General features: G+C 69.5%; 13 protein-coding genes. 5 read left to right on the top strand and 8 right to left on the bottom strand.

Features of this window, described 5'->3' with window-relative positions; genetic code table 11:
- Positions 1 to 53: 53 nt before the first annotated feature.
- Positions 54 to 2,228, bottom strand: coding sequence for a DNA helicase II (gene uvrD / locus ACW11F_RS10990; protein WP_456996949.1), 2,175 nt, complete (start codon positions 2,226 to 2,228; stop codon positions 54 to 56).
- A gap of 108 nt (positions 2,229 to 2,336) precedes the next feature.
- On the opposite strand from uvrD, the gene ACW11F_RS10985 reads away from it, so the two are divergent.
- A complete protein-coding gene (locus ACW11F_RS10985) occupies positions 2,337 to 3,029 on the top strand; it encodes a glutathione S-transferase N-terminal domain-containing protein (protein ID WP_456996948.1) in 693 nt (230 codons plus the stop codon).
- A gap of 22 nt (positions 3,030 to 3,051) precedes the next feature.
- Here ACW11F_RS10985 and ACW11F_RS10980 read toward each other — a convergent pair whose 3' ends face one another.
- From ACW11F_RS10980 to ACW11F_RS10965, 4 genes are all read right to left on the bottom strand, one after another.
- The gene (locus ACW11F_RS10980) at positions 3,052 to 4,596 is read right to left on the bottom strand and encodes a GAF domain-containing protein (protein ID WP_456996947.1); all 1,545 of its coding nucleotides are present in this window, start codon (positions 4,594 to 4,596) and stop codon (positions 3,052 to 3,054) included.
- Entirely contained in the window at positions 4,590 to 5,150 is a 561-nt protein-coding gene (locus ACW11F_RS10975) for a biliverdin-producing heme oxygenase (protein WP_456996946.1), read from the bottom strand. The genes ACW11F_RS10980 and ACW11F_RS10975 overlap by 7 nt, the downstream gene beginning before the upstream one ends.
- Entirely contained in the window at positions 5,147 to 7,495 is a 2,349-nt protein-coding gene (locus ACW11F_RS10970) for a DPP IV N-terminal domain-containing protein (protein ID WP_456996945.1), read from the bottom strand. Before ACW11F_RS10970 ends, ACW11F_RS10975 begins: the two co-directional genes overlap by 4 nt.
- Positions 7,496 to 7,565: 70 nt before the next feature.
- Complete coding sequence (locus ACW11F_RS10965; RefSeq protein ID WP_456996944.1) at positions 7,566 to 8,252, bottom strand: YdcF family protein; 687 nt, start codon at positions 8,250 to 8,252, stop codon at positions 7,566 to 7,568.
- A 126-nt stretch (positions 8,253 to 8,378) separates the two neighbouring features.
- Here ACW11F_RS10965 and ACW11F_RS10960 point away from each other — a divergent pair, with 126 nt between their 5' ends.
- Genes ACW11F_RS10960 through ACW11F_RS10945 form a run of 4 tightly spaced genes read left to right on the top strand, consistent with a single transcriptional unit; the run spans position 8,379 to position 12,777 of the window.
- A complete protein-coding gene (locus ACW11F_RS10960; RefSeq protein ID WP_456996943.1) occupies positions 8,379 to 9,575 on the top strand; it encodes a beta-ketoacyl-[acyl-carrier-protein] synthase family protein in 1,197 nt (398 codons plus the stop codon).
- Between the two features lie 2 nt (positions 9,576 to 9,577).
- A complete protein-coding gene (locus tag ACW11F_RS10955; protein ID WP_456997101.1) occupies positions 9,578 to 10,348 on the top strand; it encodes a beta-ketoacyl synthase chain length factor in 771 nt (256 codons plus the stop codon).
- Positions 10,349 to 10,351: 3 nt separating this feature from the next.
- Complete coding sequence (locus ACW11F_RS10950) at positions 10,352 to 11,155, top strand: glycosyltransferase family 2 protein (protein WP_456996942.1); 804 nt, start codon at positions 10,352 to 10,354, stop codon at positions 11,153 to 11,155.
- Positions 11,152 to 12,777 (top strand): NAD(P)/FAD-dependent oxidoreductase, encoded by a 1,626-nt coding sequence (locus tag ACW11F_RS10945; RefSeq protein ID WP_456996941.1) that lies wholly within the window; start codon positions 11,152 to 11,154, stop codon positions 12,775 to 12,777. Before ACW11F_RS10950 ends, ACW11F_RS10945 begins: the two co-directional genes overlap by 4 nt.
- Before the next feature lie 3 nt (positions 12,778 to 12,780).
- Here the strand turns inward: ACW11F_RS10945 and fabG are convergent, their stop codons facing one another.
- The 3 genes from fabG to ACW11F_RS10930 are packed head-to-tail and all read right to left on the bottom strand — an operon-like array spanning position 12,781 to position 16,382.
- On the bottom strand, positions 12,781 to 13,536 hold the full coding sequence (fabG, locus tag ACW11F_RS10940) for a 3-oxoacyl-ACP reductase FabG (protein ID WP_456996940.1): 756 nt from the start codon (positions 13,534 to 13,536) through the stop codon (positions 12,781 to 12,783).
- Positions 13,537 to 13,579: 43 nt separating this feature from the next.
- Positions 13,580 to 13,978: a phosphotransferase gene (locus tag ACW11F_RS10935; RefSeq protein WP_456997100.1), complete on the bottom strand. Its 399-nt coding sequence runs from the start codon at positions 13,976 to 13,978 to the stop codon at positions 13,580 to 13,582.
- Positions 13,979 to 14,033: 55 nt separating this feature from the next.
- Positions 14,034 to 16,382 carry an MMPL family transporter gene (locus ACW11F_RS10930; RefSeq protein WP_456996939.1) on the bottom strand — a complete coding sequence of 783 codons (2,349 nt, stop codon included), beginning with the start codon at positions 16,380 to 16,382 and terminating at the stop codon, positions 14,034 to 14,036.
- Between the last annotated feature and the right edge of the window lie 3 nt (positions 16,383 to 16,385).

Raw genomic sequence — 16,385 nt, 5'->3', positions numbered from 1 at the left:
CGGGCGTTCGATGGTGCGCGCAGGCGCGGCACGGGCGGGTGAACGCGTCGCGCTCAGACCTGCTCCAGGCCGGCATAGGCAAGCACCAGCCACTTGCTGCCGACCTGGTCGAAATTGACCTGCACCCGCGCATGCGCGCCACTGCCCTCGACATCGGTCACCGTGCCGGTGCCGAAGCGTGCATGCCGTACCTGGGCACCGAGCGCGATGCCCGGCTCTTCCAGCGGTGCATGCCCATGCATGCGCGGGCGCGCGGTCGGAAATGCGCGTGCGGTACGCACGCGGGGACGGACTTCGTTGAGCAGTTCGGAGGGAATCTCGCGCAGGAAGCGCGAGGGCATGCCGAACATCTCCTGCCCGTGCAGGCGGCGCGATTCGGCATGCGACAGCACCAGCCGCTGCCGGGCGCGGGTGATGCCGACATAGGCCAGGCGGCGCTCTTCTTCCAGCCGCCCGGATTCCTCGATGCTGCGCGCGCTGGGGAACAGGCCTTCCTCCAGCCCGACCAGGAACACCAGCGGGAACTCCAGCCCCTTGGCGCTGTGCAGGGTCATCAGCTGCACCCCGTCCTCGCCGGCATCGGCCTGGCCTTCGCCGGCTTCGAGCGAGGCATAGGCAAGGAATTCGACCAGCTCGGAAAGCTGCGCCGAGGCTTCGTCATCGCCACGCACGAAGCGCGCCGCCACGCTGACCAGCTCGTCCAGGTTGTCCACCCGCGAATCGATGCTGCCGCGTGATTCGCGTTCGTAATGCGCACGCAGGCCGGAGCGTGCCAGCACGTGGTCGATCTTGTCCTGCAGCGACAGCGAGGCGGTTTCCTCCTGCAGTTGCTCGATCAACTGCAGGAAGCCGGCCAGTGCATTGCGTCCGCGCGGATTGAGGCCGCCGCCGTCGATCGCCAGACGCGCGCCCTGCCACAGCGGCACTCCGGCGCCGCGCGCGCTGCGCCGCACCTCGTCCAGGGTGCGTTCGCCGATGCCGCGGCTGGGGGTGTTGACCGCGCGCTCGAACGCCGCGTCGTCGGCGCGCGAGGCGATCAGGCGCAGATAGGCCAGGGTGTCCTTGATCTCCATGCGCTCGAAAAAGCGCATGCCGCCGTACACCCGATAGGGGATCTGCGCGGCGAGCAGTTCTTCTTCGAACATGCGCGATTGCGCATTGCTGCGGTAGAGGATGGCGCAATCGCCCCAGCTGCCGCCGTCGCTGACCCACTGGCGGATGCGGCCGACCACGTGGCGGGCTTCGTCGACCTCGTTGTAGGCGGTGTAAAAATCAATCAGCTCGCCGGCGCCGGCATCGGTCCACAGCTGCTTGCCGAGGCGCTCGGGATTGTGCGAGATGACCGCATTGGCGGCGTTGAGGATGTTGGCGGTGGAGCGGTAGTTCTGCTCCAGGCGCAGGGTGCGCGCCGCGGGGAAGTCGCGCAGGAAGTGCTGCACGTTCTCCACCCGCGCGCCGCGCCAGCCGTAGATCGCCTGGTCGTCGTCGCCGACCACGAAGACGTTCCCGGTATCGCCGGCAAGCAGACGCACGAAGCCGTACTGGATCGCGTTGGTGTCCTGGAACTCGTCGATCAGGAGGTGGCCGAAGCGCTGCCGGTAATGCGCCAGCAGTGCCGGCGTGTCACGCAGCAGCTCGTGCGCGCGCAGCAGGATCTCGGCGAAATCGACCAGCCCGGCCTGCTCGCAGCGCTCCTGGTACAGGGTGTAGCTGTTCAGCATCACCTCGCCCCATTCGTCGCCGCCGGGCTGGATGTGCGCCGGCCGTCGGCCCTCGTCCTTCTGCGCATTGATCCACCACATCACCTGCTTGGGCGGAAAGCGCGCGTCGTCGAACTCCAGTTGCTGCAACACGCGCTTGACCAGACGCAACTGGTCGTCGCTGTCGAGGATCTGGAAGCCTTCGGGCAGGCGCGCATCCTGCCAGTGCAGCCGCAGCAGGCGGTGAGCCAGGCCGTGGAAGGTGCCGATCCACATGCCGCGCGCGCCGTGGCGCAGCAGGGCATCGGCGCGCTGGCGCATCTCGCCGGCGGCCTTGTTGGTGAAGGTCACCGCGAAAATCCCGTGCGCCGGTACCTGGTGGACTTCGTTCAGCCAGGCGATGCGATGGGTCAGCACCCGGGTCTTGCCCGACCCCGCCCCGGCCAGCACCAGCAGGTGGCCCGGTGGCGCGCTCACCGCCTCGCGCTGGGCGGCGTTGAGGCCGTCGAGCAGGTGGGAAACATCCATGTGCGCTAGTGTAACGGGCAGGCTGCGCGTGCCCGCACACCGTCATTCCCGCCGGTGGCGCCTGCACGGCGATACCGAGCAGAACCGCTTGTCGATGGAGATCCGCGCATGATCGACCTGTACTACTGGCCCACGCCCAACGGCCACAAGATCACCCTGTTGCTGGAAGAGGCCGGGCTGGACTACCGCCTGCATCCGGTGGATATCGGCAGCGGGGCACAGTTCGAGCCCGACTTTCTCGCCATTTCGCCGAACAACAAGATCCCGGCGATCATCGACCATGCGCCGGCCGATGGCGGTGCGCCGCTGCCGTTGTTCGAGTCCGGCGCGATCCTGCTGTATCTGGCGGAAAAAACCGGCCGCTTCCTGCCGCGCGATCTGCGTGGGCGCGCGGACACCTTGCAATGGCTGTTCTGGCAGATGGCGGGCCTCGGGCCGATGACCGGGCAGTACGGCCATTTCCATGTCTATGCACCGGAACCGATCGCTTATGCGCGCGAGCGTTACGCGCGCGAGGCCGATCGCCTGCTGCGCGTGCTCGACGGGCGCCTGCAGCAGGTCGAGTTTCTTTCCGGCGGTGCGTACGGCATCGCCGACATGGCCTGCTATCCGTGGATCGACGTGTATGCCAAGGCGCCGATCGACCGCAGCGCCTATCGCGCACTGGCGCGCTGGCACGAGGCGATCGCGCAGCGCCCGGCCACCGCGCGGGCGTATGCGCGTGCCGATGAGGTGGAGCGACCTTCCGGGCCGATGAGCGAGGCCGCGCGACGCATCCTGTTCGGCCCGCGCCCGGGCTGAACCACGCGTTCGGCGGCTTGCCTCAGTCGCTTGTCGGCGGGCGATGCCCGGCCAGTGCGCGCCGCAACACGATGGTGCTGGCCTCGGCCTCGTCGAGGTCGTCGGCGCTCCAGCGCAGTGAATGGCCGCGCATGGTTTCGCGCCAGGTATTGAAGCTGCGACGTGGCGCCAGGCGCATGCCGTCGTCGGTCTTGATCAGGTCCTTGAGCGGCTCGCCGGCCCAGCGCACTTCGTCGACCTGTTCCCGGCGCAGCAGCAGCACGCGGTGCTGCGGTGAGAGCTGCAGGCCGAGCACGCCGGCATGGCCGCCCGCGGCATCGGCATCGGCGCCGCGCCACTGCCGCGCCTCGTCGCTGGCGGCGATCGGCGTGGACTGCGTGGCCAGCCATGCCAATGCGGCGTCGAGGGTGGCGCCTTCCACCGCATCGCCATCGGCATGAATGCCGTCGGGGCCGAGGTACAGCGCGGCATCGGCGCCGATCACTTCGCGCAGGTCGGGCAGCAGTTCGGCGATCACCGTGGCCGGATCGCGCGCAGCGTCCAGCGCGCGGATCATGCGGTTGCGCATCGAGCGCGCATAGCTCTTGCGTGCGGCAGTGGCCAGATGCTGCATCGAGGCCACGCGCAACGAATAGAACATGCCCAGCAGGTCGGCCGCGGTGCGATGCCGTGGCGGCAGTTGCCGCGGCCGGCGGTGGTGGCAGGCGACCAGGCCCCACAGGCGGTCATCGACCACGATCGAGATCGACATCGAAGCGGCCATGCCCATGTTGCGCATGTATTCCAGATGCACCGGCGAGACACTGCGCAGGCCGTGCAGGGAAAGATCCAGCGCGTGGCCGTCGTGATGCCGTGGCGGCAGGATCGGGGTCGGCGCGTAACCGGTGTCGGCGATCACGCGCACGCGGTTGACCAGATACAGCGCACGCGCCTGCGGCGGGATGTCCGAGGCCGGGTAGCGCAGGCCGAGATAGGAGGGCACGCCATCGGCCAGCGACTCGGCGATCACCTCGCCACTGTCGTCGTCGAGAAAGCGGTAGATCATCACCCGGTCGAAGCCGGTCAGGCGGCGCACCTGTTCGGCCATCGTCGCGTGCAGCCGTGCACCGTCGTCATCGTCGCCGTCCAGTGCGATGCGCGCGATCATGTCGTGCGCCAGCTCGGCGGCGGACAGCTGCGCCCCGGCATGCACCTGTGGCTCGATCTCCAGATGTGCCAGGCCTTGGGCAAGATGCAGGCTGAGGTCGCAGAAGCGCGCCTGCGGGCCGATGTTGAGGCTGGCCACGTACTGCGCCAGGCGGCGGAAGCGTGCGGCATCCGGGCTTGCCAGCAGTCCGGCCAGATCGATGTGGATCAGTTGATCGAGCGGCTGGCCGATCAATTCCTGTGCAGCGACCTCGAACAGTTCCTCGCAGTTCGCCGAGGCATGGCGCACGATGCCGCTGTCGGCATCGCAGCTGAGCAGGTAGCCGTGTGGCTGGACTGCGGCGCTGAAGCGGATCGGCTCGTCGGCGCACGCCGCCAGGGCCTGTTCCAGTGCGTTTTCAGGGGGCGGGTTGATCAGCACGATGGCCCTCCGGGAGGTTCTGCCTGTTCGCGCCTGAAGCAATCCGCGGCCAGTGCAAAGGTGTTGCGGGCGCTGTCCAGCAGCACGGTGAACGGGGGGCTGGCGGGATCCTGCGAGGCCAGGGCGTGTTGCAGCGCGGGCCAAGCCTGTTGGCTGCGTTCGACATGATAGGCGAGGAATGCGGTGCCCGCGCCGGCGTTCGGCCCCAGCGCGTGCACCTGACGCAGCAGCAGGCGCGCGCCGAGCGCCGAGCCGTCGATCACGTAACGCACTCCGAGCCGTGCCATCGCGCACGGGATGCGCGGTGCCGGCGGCAAGGATGCAGGCACGGAATGGCCGAGGTCCTGCCGCAGCGCCTCGAGCAGGCCGGCAAAATCCTCGGCGAGTCCGGGGTCGGCTTCGCCCAGGGTGGCCAGCAGCACCTGCATGCCGCGCAGGTAGCGACGGTAGCTGGCGGCATCGGCGAGGCCATCGGGAAAACAGGCATCGACCCGTGCATGGTCGTGTGCCGTGGCCGCGCGCAAACGCGCATGCGCGGGCGAGGAGCCGCTCACGGATCGGGCGGGGAAATCGTGTACTGCGGCGGTGGCGTGGCGCCGAGCAGGTGGCGCACGAAATAATCCCAGCGCCGGCGCATCACGTACATGCCGTCCGCGCCGGTGCCGAAGCCGTGGCGGCCATGCGGCAGCAGCAGCAGGTCGAAATCCTTGTTCGCCTTGACCAGCGCATCGACCACCAGCAGCGTGTTCTGCACCGGCACGTTGTCATCGAGCATGCCGTGCACCAGCAGCAGCTTGCCCTGCAGTCCCGCGGCATGGCTGGCGTTGTCCTGGCCGTCGTAATTGCTGGTGCCGTCGGCACGCACCTCGCGCAGCCCGTGGTAGCGCTCGGCCCAGTCGTCCTCGTAGCTCAGGTTGTTGTGGTTGCCGGCTTGCGCCACGCCGACCTTGAACAGCTCGGGGTAACGGAACATCGCGGTGGCGGTGGCGTTGCCGCCGCCGGAATGGCCCCAGATGCCGGCGCGCCCGAGGTCGATCCAGGCATGCCGTGCGGCCAGCTCGCGCATTGCCGCGACCTGGTCGGGCAGGGTGTTGTCGATCATGTTGCCGTAATAGGCGTCCTGGAACGTCTTGCTGCGCCAGGGCGTGCCCATGCCGTCGATCGCGACCACGATGAAGCCCAGCTCCGCCAATGCCTGGTGGTCGCCATGTGCGGCGGCAAAGCCGCGGCTGCGGATCGAGCCGGTCTGCGGGCCGGGATAGATGTAGTTGACGATCGGGTAGCGCCGCTTCGGGTCGAAGTGCGAGGGCTTCCACAGCATGCCATGGACCTCGCTGCGCCCGTCGCGTGCCTTGGCGGTGAACTTCTCCGGCGCGTGCCAACCGCTGGCGAGCAGGCGACTGATGTCGGCGCGCGCCAGGGTGGCGATTTCACGGCCATCGTCCATCGCCCGCAGTCGCGTCACCGGTGGCGTCGAGGTGGTGGAATGGGTATCGACGAAATGACGGCCATCGGGTGATACCTGCACCCGGTGGTCGGCGTCCTCCGGAGTCAGCAGGCGCACCTGACCATCGTCCAGCCCGACGCGGTAGAAATGGCGGAAATACGGATCGCGACCGGCTTCGCGGCCGACGCCGTAAAACCAGACAGTGCGCGATTGCGGATCCAGCCGCAGCAGTTCGCTGACGTTCCATTCGCCGCTGGTCACCGCGCGCTTGAGCCGGCCATCGGCGAGGTCATGCAGGTACAGATGGCCCCAGTCCGATTTCTGCGTCCACCACAGGAACTCGCCGCTTTCGGGCAGGTAACGCCAGTTGACCACGCCGCCGATGCCGCTTTCGAACTGGGTGGCGACGCGTTCCAGGTACACGTCACGCACGCTGCCATCAGTGGCATCGGCCACGCGCAGCTGCGCCGACTTGTGGCCGCGGTCGGTGCTGACGAAGGCGAGGCTGCGCCCATCCGGCGCCCATTGCACGTCTTCCCAGCCCCCCTTGCAGCTGACGTGGTCGCAACTGGTCGAGCGGTGCACGTCCGGCGCCATGCGCAGCGGGATCAGGCGTGGCTGCTCGCCGCCGAGGTCGATTACCACGCGTTCGATCATGAACACGTGTTCGTCGCCGACGAACGGGTATTTCCATGCCTGCGCGCTTGGCGCGCCGACATTGGTGCCGACCATGGTCATGGTGTTCACCCGCCGGCCATCGTGGCGGAAGGTGGCGATCTTGTCCGAGTTCGGCGACCACAGCACGATCGGGCGGTCGCTGTGCACCCAGCCGGCGTTGTCGGTGGCGTAGCCGTAGTCCTGCATGCCATCGCGGGTGAGCGGCGTCTCCTTGCCGCTGGCGATTTCGCGCAGCCACAGGTTCCAGTCGCGGATGAACACCTCGCGGCGGCCATCGGGCGACTTCACCGTTGGTGCGCCTGCGGCCTTGCCTTCCGCGGCATCGGCCAGACGACATTCGCCTTCGGGCAGGCTGCACTGGTAGTCGCGCCCGGCATGGGTGAAATGCAAGCGGCCTTGTTCCAGACGCACGCCGCGCAGGCGGGCGAGGAAGGCATCGCCGTCGATGGTCGTGCCAGAAGCCGCTGCCAGCGCCGTGCGCAGGGTTGCGCCGTCGATCACCTCGAACTGGCCGCCACCGGCCGGGTCGAAGCCGCGCAGGCGTGACTGGCCATGCCGGCTTTCCACCCACAACACGCGGCCATCGTCCTGCCAGGCCAGCGCCTCGGCGGCGCCATCGACCAGCGGATTGACCCGGTGCGCCAGGGTCGCCTCGGCGCGTGCATAGTCCGCCGTGGTGAGTTCGGCGGGCGCGTGGCGCGGCGGTGCGGCGTGGCTCATGGCCGGCAGCAGGGCGAGCGCGAGCAGTGCAGGCAGGCGACGGCGGAAGGGCATGCAGGACTCCGGGCAGGCAGGCTTGCCGGGGATGCTAGCGCGTCGGCAGGCGTGGAGTGCGAGGGCGCGCTCACTTCAGGCGTGCCAGCATCCGCCGCGAGCCGATCAGGCGCGCCCAGCGCGCACCGACATCGGCCAGGCAGACATAGCCGGCTTCACCGATCAGGCGCAGCAGGGTGCGCGCGTTACAGGGCAGGTGCGGCTCGGCGGCGCACAACTCGGCCTGCAGGCCGAGCTGGCGCGCAAACAGCGCGCAGCGGGCGAGGTGGTAGCGGCTGCTGAGCAGCAGCACCGGGCCGCGATGGGCCGCCTGCTGCAGAAGCGCCCGTGCATTGCGCAGATTCTGCAGGGTGTCGCGTGATTCGCGCTCCAGATGCAGGCGTGATTCATCCAGCGTGACACGCAGGCGCAGCGCCTCGCGTGCAAGTTCAGCTTCGCTGGGCGCGTCGGCGGGGCCGCCACCGAGCAGGAACATCCGCTCCGGCGCATGCTGGGTCCATACCAGGCTGGCGCGCTCGATGCGCGCGGTGAAGTCCGCATCCATGCGTCCGCCCGGCGCGTGCTTGCCGAACAGCAGCAGGCAGCGTGCTTCCTGTGGCTGGCAGTCGGCGCGCCGCGCGATGCGCAGCACATGGGCGAAATACGCCACGTAGACCAGCCCGGCGCTGAGCGTGCACACGGTCAACGCCACGGCCGCCACGTGCAGCACGTCGCGATCGAGCGCAAGCCGGAGGCGATGGGCCGTGCGACTCCCCATGGAGCTGAATTGTAAGGGTTTGCGATGACCGGGGCTTCAGCTTCGCTGGATATACTGCAGCCACTTCCCGCCACCCCTGCCCGACCCCTGTCCGTGCCCGAATCCCCGCTTCCACCGCCTGCCCCGATGCCGCCGCTGGCCATATCCATCTGCACCGCGAGCAGTGCCCTGGGGCGTGGTCGCGAGGCGCATCTCAAGGCCTTGCGCGAGCGCCGCAGCGGCCTGCGCCGCAATGATTTCGGCCCGCTGCACGAGGGTGCGCCGCTGGCAACCTGGATCGGCCGCGTCGACGGGCTGGAAGACCTTGCCCTGCCCGCGGAACTGGCGCAATGGGACTGCCGCAACAACCGCCTGGCCTGGCTGGCATTGCAGCAGGACGGCATGGCCGAGGCAGTCGCGGCGGCGCGAGAACGTCACGGCGCGGCACGGGTGGCGATCGTGGTCGGCACCTCGACCTCCAGCATCGGCGCCACCGAGGAGGCCTACGCGCGGCTGGTCGATGGCCGTTTCCCGCCGGATCTCGCCCGCTCGCAGGTGCATACCCCGCATTCGCTGGGCGGCTTCCTCGAGGCCGCGACCGGTCTGCGCGGGCCGTGCGTGACCGTGGCCACCGCCTGTTCCTCCAGCGCCAAGGTGTTCGCCCAGGCTGCGCGGCTGATCCACGCTGGCGTGGTCGATGCCGCACTGGTCGGTGGTGTGGACAGCCTGTGCGGCAGCATCCTCTACGGCTTCAACGCGCTGGGGCTGGTCTCGGGCGAGCCGTGCCGGCCGTTCGATGCGCGTCGCGACGGCTTGTCGCTGGGCGAGGCCGGCGGCTTCGCCCTGCTGCAGTGCCCGCAGGATGCAGTGGATGCACCGCTGCACCTGCTCGGCTATGGCGAATCCAGCGATGCCCATCACATGTCCGCGCCACACCCCGAAGGGCTCGGTGCGCGGCTGGCGATGCGCGATGCTTTGGCGCGCGCCGGCGTGGCCGCGGACCAGGTCGATTACCTCAATCTGCATGGCACCTCGACCCCGGCCAACGACAGTGTCGAGGCGCGCGCGGTGGCCGCGCTGTTCCCCGCGGCGCTGCATGCCGGCTCCAGCAAGGGCTGGACCGGGCACACGCTGGGTGCCGCGGGCATCGTCGAATCGGTGATCGCGCTGCTGGCGCTGGAGCACGGCCTGTTGCCCGGCACGCTCAACAGCGATCAGCCCGATCCCGCCTGCGGCCCGCAGATCCGCTTCGATGTCGAGCAGCGCCCGCTGCGGCATGCGATGAACAACTCCTTCGGTTTCGGCGGCAACAACTGCTCGCTGTTGTTCGGGCGCGCCGCATGAGCGTGCTCGAGGCGCACGTCGAGGGTATCGGCTACTGGTCCCCGGGTTTGCCCGGCTGGGCCGAGGCATGCCGCTGGCTGCACGACGCAGTGGCGGTGGAGGACGCGCCGAAGCGGCCCGCACCGCGCCTGTTGGCACCGAACGAGCGCCGCCGTGCGCCGTCTTCAGTGGCGGTGGCACTGGAAGTGGCGCTGGCGGCCTGCGACATGGCCGGACGCGATCCGGCCACGCTGCCCTCGGTATTCACCTCGACCCACGGCGACCTCGGCATCACCGATTACATGAGTCGGACCCTGGCCGGGCCGGATCCGGCCTCGATTTCGCCGACCCGCTTCCACAATTCGGTGCACAACGCGGCTGCGGGGTACTGGACCATCGGCGCCGGCTGCCTGCATCCGGCCACTGCGCTGTCGGCGCTCGATGCGAGCTTCGCGCAGGGTCTGATCGAGGCCTTGGTGCAACTGGCCACCGGCACCGAAGCGGTGCTGCTGGTGGCCTACGACGCCGACGCTCCCGGCCCGCTGGCAGAGATATCGCCAAGCCGGGGCCTGCTTGGTGGCGCGCTGTTGCTGGCGCGCACCGGCAAGGGCCCGCGCCTGCGCGCGCGGCTGGAAGACGGCGAGGCCATCAGCGCTGGCGGCGCGCTGGCGACGCGCGAGGCGGGCAATGCGATGGCACCGATGCTGCCGCTGTTCGAGCAGTTGGCCGAGGGACATGGCACGTGCACGCTCAAGGCCGGCAGCGGGCGCGTGCTGCGCGTGGAGATCGCCTGAGCCATGCAGTACGACCGCCACAACACTGCCATCGTGATCCCCGCGCTCAACGAGCGCCTGCGCATCCGCGAAGTGGTGGAAGGTGCGCTGGCGGTGGTCGATTGCGTGATCGTGGTCGATGACGGTTCCGATGACGGCACCAGCGACTGCCTGCGCGACCTGCCGCTGACCCTGCTGCGCCACGAGCGACGCATGGGCAAGGGCGCCTCGCTGCGCGATGGCTTCGCCGAGGCGCTGCGCCAGGGCAAGGCCGCGGTGGTGACCATGGACGGCGACGGACAGCATGTGGCCAGCGACGTGCCGCGCCTGATCGCCGCGGCCAATCGTCATCCGCGCTGCGTGATCAATGGCGCGCGCATCCGTCGTCGCCAGCAGCAGCCGTTCTACCGCCGCATCGGCAACGACTTCGGCGACTGGGGCATCAGCTGGGGCTGCGGTTTCCGCATCCGCGACACGCAGAGCGGCCAGCGCCTGTACCCGGCCGCGGCCTGCGCGCTGGGCGACATCCCGGGCGAGGACTTCGTGTACGAAGCGCAGATGCTGATTTCCTGCGCGCGCCAGCTCGGCATGCGCGTGGTGTCGGTGCCGATCGAGGCGCGCTACAAAAGCGTGCACTCCGGCGAGGAGTTCCGCCGCAGTCATTTCCGCCCGCTGCGCGACCTGTGGCGCATCACCTCGCACGTGGTGCGTCAGGTGTGGTCACGTGGCGACATCGTGGGTGAATACCGGCGTACCCGCGCGAACCCCCCGCGGATCGACGACGGTGATGCCGCCGTGCCGCATGCAGCGCGGGAGCGGGTGGCATGAGCACGGCGCATTGCGATGTCGCCATTGTCGGCGGCGGACTTGCCGGCCTGACCCTGGCCCTGCAGTTGCGCCAGCGCGATCCGCAGCTCGACATCCGCGTGCTCGAGCGCCGCGCGCATCCGGTGCCGGAGGCCGCGCACAAGGTCGGCGAATCGACGGTGGAAATCGGCGCGCATTATTTCGCCAACGTGCTGGGCCTGCGCGAGCACCTGGATGGCGAGCACATCCGCAAGTTCGGATTCCGCTTTTTCTTTTCCGACGGGGCACGGGATTTCGCACGCAGCACCGAGCTGGGTGTCAGCCGCAAGCTGCCCACGCCGTCCTGGCAGATCGACCGTGGCCGTTTCGAGAACTTCCTTGGCCAGCGGTTGGCCGAGCGCGGCATCGAGTTCATCGACGATGCCGCGGTGCGCCGCATCGAGCTGGCCGAGGGCGAGGGTGCGCACCGCATCGACTATGTGCGCGGCGGCAATAAGCATCAGCTCGAGGCGCGCTGGCTGGTCGATGCCAGCGGCCGCGCCGGCGTGCTCAAGCGTCAGCTCGGCCTTGCCCGCGACAACGATCACGACATCAATGCGGTCTGGTGGCGGGTGCGCGGCCATGTCGATCCCAATGCCTGGAGTGACGACGCGTCCTGGCTCGACCGCTGTGACCCACCCGAGCGCTGGCGCTCCACCAACCATCTGTGCGGCGAGGGCTACTGGCTGTGGATGATCCCGCTGTCCTCGGATGCGCATTCCATCGGCATCGTCGCCGACGAAGCGGTGCACCCGCTGGCCTCGCTCAAGTCGCCGGAGCAGGTCGCGGCATGGCTGCAGGAACACCAGCCGGCGCTGGCCGCGGCGCTCGCGCAGCCGCGCCACGAGCGCATGGATTTCCGCTTCCTGCGCCACTTCTCCTACGAATGCGAAGAGGTGTTCTCGCCGCGGCGCTGGGCGCTGACCGGGGAGTCGGGCTACTTCGCCGATCCGTTCTATTCGCCGGGCAGCGACCTGATCGCGATCTCCAACCACTACGTCACCGAACTGGTGCTGGCCGAGCGTGCCGGGCAATCGATCACCATGCAGGCGGCGCTGTACCAGCAGCTGTATCGCGGCTTCTACGACAACACCATGTCGCTGTACCGCGACCAGTACCGGCTGTTCGGCAATGCCGCGGTGATGCCGGTCAAGGTGATCTGGGATTACACCTTCTACTGGGGGTTGCTGGCGCCGCTGTACATCTCCGGGCGCATCGCCGCACTGTCGATGCTGGCCCGGCTGCGCCCGGCGATGGAGCGCGCCGCCGCGCTCAATGCGGCGATGCAGCCGTTGCTGCGCGCCTGGGGCGAATGCTCCACCTACGGCACGCCGGAGGATGGCCGCCTGCTCGACCAGTACCGGCTGCCCTGGTTCCATGAGTTGAACCGGGCACTGGCCGACGTCGAGGTGGAGGATGCGTTCGCCGCGCGGATCGGTGCGAACGTCGAATTGATGCAGGTGCTGGCGGCGGAAATCGTGCAGCAGGTGCGGCGGCGCCATCCGCGTCTCGGCATCGGCGCGTTGCAGGCGTTGCTGGAAGGCGTCGCCGCGCCGGCGGAACGCCTGTTGCCCGAGGCATGGTTCCCCGAGCCGATCGCCTGAGCCTCAGCTCATGCCGCCATCCACGCCGATCACTTGGCCGTTGATGTAGCCGGCCGCGTCCGAACACAGGAAGGCCACCAGCGCGGCCACCTCGCGCGGCGAGCCGGCCCGTGCCGCCGGCACCATCGCCTTGAGTTGCGCGGCATCGAACAGGGTGTCGGTCATGCGTCCGGCGATCACGCCGGGGGCGACCACGTTCACGGTGATGCCGCGACTGCCCATCTCCCGCGCCAGCGACTTGCTGGCGCCGTGCAGCGCCGCCTTGGCCGCCGCGTAATTGGCCTGGCCGCGATTGCCGAGCACGGCGGCGACGCTGGAAATGCTGACGATGCGGCCCCAGCGCGCACGCGCCATCGGCAGCAGCAGCGGCTGGGTGGCATGGAAAAAGCCGTGCAGCGAGACATCGATCACCCGGTGCCACTGCGCCGGACTCATCCCGGCCAACGGGGCATCGTCATGGATGCCGGCGTTGTTGACCAGGATCTGCACCGGCCCGGCATGCAGCAGGCCCTCGATCGCCGCGCGCGCGGCATCGGCATCGCACAGATCGAAGCTGCAGGCTTCGGCGTGGCCGCCTTCGGCGCGGATCGCCTCGACCACGGCTTCGGCGCGCGCCGGCGCGCTGTTGGCATGCACGATCACGTGGTGGCCATCGGCGGCCAGCGCACGGCAGATCGCGCCGCCGATGTCGCCGCTGCCGCCGGTAACGAGCGCGCGTTTGATCACTTCAGCACCTGCAGCCGGATGGAGTGCACGCATTGTGGCCGATGCGTGTGCGATTCCCAATCCATCCGTGCCGGGTTCACTCGCCCGCCGGCTGCAACAGCACCGTCGCCCGGCCGTGGGCGATCACCCGGCCGGCATGCTCGATGCGGAAGCGGTATTGCTGGCTGTCGGCACCGGCGGCGAGGCACACGGCATGGCCTTCGATCTCGCCCGCCAGCGTATCCAGCCGCGTGCACTGCAGCTCGACCTCGCGCAGCGCCACCAGCATGCCGCGCCGCGGCGTGCCGGTGGCGGCATGCAGGGGCTGCGCGAGCAGACCGCCATGCACCGCCATCGCCTGCGCGCCGTACTCGACCAGTGCCAGGGCCGGCAGCAGCGCGCCACGGCGCAAGGGGTTGCCGGGGTCGCGATGCGAATCGGTGGCCACGCGCACATGTTCGGCATCGAAGGCGAGTACGCGCTGCCACAGGCACATCGCGCCCTGATGCGGCACCAGGCGGCGGATGTCGAGCCGGTCGAGGGGAACGGGTTCAGGCACTGCCCGGCTCCATGGTGCTGGCCGGTCGGCGCGTGAGCAGAAGGCCGAGCATGAAGTTGCACACCACGCCCAGGCTCACCGTCAGCCCGATCGCGCGCAGCACCGGGATCGCCGACAGCGCCAGCAGGGCGAATACCAGCAGCGTGGTCACCGCGCATACCAGCAGCGCATGCAGGGTGCGGCGCTGCTGGCGCCCGTCATCGCCGGCGTGGTTGAAGAACAGCGCGTAATCCAGGCCCAGCCCCGCGGCGAGGATCAGCGCGACGAGGTGGAACAGGTTGAGCTCGACGCCGAACGCGCGCAGCAGCGCCACCACCAGCAGCGTGGTCAACAGCATCGGCAGCAGCACCGCCACGCTGCGGCGGGCATCGCGCAGCATCAGCGCGACCATGCCGGCAAGCAGCACCGCAGCGACCAGCAGCGACCACAGCACCCGTTCGCGGTACTGTGCGACCAGCGATTCGGAGGTGGTCTTCAGATCCAGCGGATGCAGGCCGGCCGCGTGCGCGGCTTCGAGGAAGCGTGCGTCGTCGCTGATCGCCGACAGCGATACCAGCGCGGTGGCACGGCCATCGCCCTCGCGCAGCAGGCCGTCCAGCAGCGGGCCGAGCGCGGTGTCGCGCAGGTCGGCCAGGGTCAGCGGACGCGCGGTGCGCGCGGTCTCGACATCGGCGAGGAAGTCATCGAAGGCATCGGCACGGAACGGGCTGTCGGCGAGTGCGGCGTCCAGTTCCGTGCGCAACTGCGCGGGTGCAGGCAGGCGCGCCTGCCGCGCGCGCTGCAGTGCCGCCGAGGGCAGGTAACGCGCGGCCATGTCCCAGCCGCCGATCACGCCCGCTTCGCGCAGTTCTTCCAGCTTCGGCTGCAGGGCTTCGCCGGCTTCCAGCACGGCTTCCACGTCGGCGCCATCCAGTGCCAGCAGGTAGCGCACGTCGGGTGCGCCCAGTTCGTCGCGCAGGCGCACGTCGCGGCTGATCAGATCGGCCGGCGCCGGGGTCAGGCGCGAAAGATCGTTTTCCCAGAACGGCCCGGGCGCCAGCATGGCGACGGCGATGGCGGCCAGCGCGAGCACGGCCAGCGCCACGCCGGGCAGGCGCGGCAATCGCGTCACCGCGCCTTGCAGGCGCCCGAGCATCGGCTGCGTGGCGAGGTCGTGGCGTGGCTCGGTCAGCAGCAGCGGCAGCAGGAAGCGCGTGGTCAGCGCCGCGGTGAGCAGGCCGCTGACGGTGAACGCGGCCAATTGTTTCAGGCCGTCCACGCCGGAGGCGAGGAAGGCGAGGTAGCCGATGCAGGTGGAGACGACGCCGGTGGCCAGCGTCGGCCAGATCGCGCGTGCGGCCAGGCGCGGCGCGAGGCCCGGGCGCTGCTGCGAGAACAGGTGCACCGGATAGTCCTGTGCCACGCCGAGCAGGGTGAAGCCGAAGGCGATGGTGATGCCGTGGATGTCGGCGAACAGCAGGCTCACCGTGGCGAGGCCGACCACACCCGCGCTGGCCAAGGGCAGCGCACCCACCAACGGGTGGCGCCAGCTGCGGTAGGCCAGCAGCAGTACCAGCAGCACGCCGATGCCGGCGATGAGGCCGAGGCGGCTGGCTTCGCCGGCGGTGCGCTGACTGATCTCGACCGAAATCGCACCCGGCCCGCCCAGCGACATTCGTGAGCCGCTGTCACCACGCACGTTGGCGAACGCGGCGTGGATGCCGGCCACCGCGCGTGCCTGGCCCTGCGGATCGAAGCCGGCGGCGCGGGTCTCGGCCACCAGCAGCGCAGCCTTGTCGGCGCGATCGAACCACACCTCGTGCAGCAGTTGCGGCCCGCCGGGCGGCTGCCAGGCTTCGACCAGCTTCAGGGTTTCCAGCGTGGGATCGGCGCCGATCAGCGGCTCCAGCAGGCTTGCGGCGGGCGAACCGAGATCGCTCACCCGGGCGGCGAGTTCCGCGGCGAGGTACTCGCGATCCAGCGGCGCATGGTCGAAGCTTGAAGTGAGCAGGTAACGCCAGGGCCGCAGGCGTTCGGGAATCGCGTCCAGTTCCTGTGGCCGGCCATTGGATACCAGTGCAAAGTCGGGCTGGGCGGCCAGCGCATCGGCCAGTGCCTGCGACTGCCGGGCAAGCTCGGCGGGCGGCGCGCCTTCGAGCGCGATCAGCAACAGGCGCGAGCCCGGGCCTTCGCCCAGCTCGTCGATCAGCAGACGCTGTTCGTCGGTTTGTGGCGCGGGCATGAACTTGCGCAGATCGCCGCTGACCACCAGCCGCGTCGACAGCCACAGCGCGCCCAGCACCAGCAGGCCGAGCCAGGCCAGGGCGAGCGCGATGCGGGCGGAACGGCGGGGAGGGGTCATCCG

The sequence above is a fragment of the Luteimonas sp. e5 genome, assembly GCF_054031035.1.
Note: the sequence above shows the minus strand (reverse complement) of the source record. Positions and strands in the feature narration are given on the sequence as shown.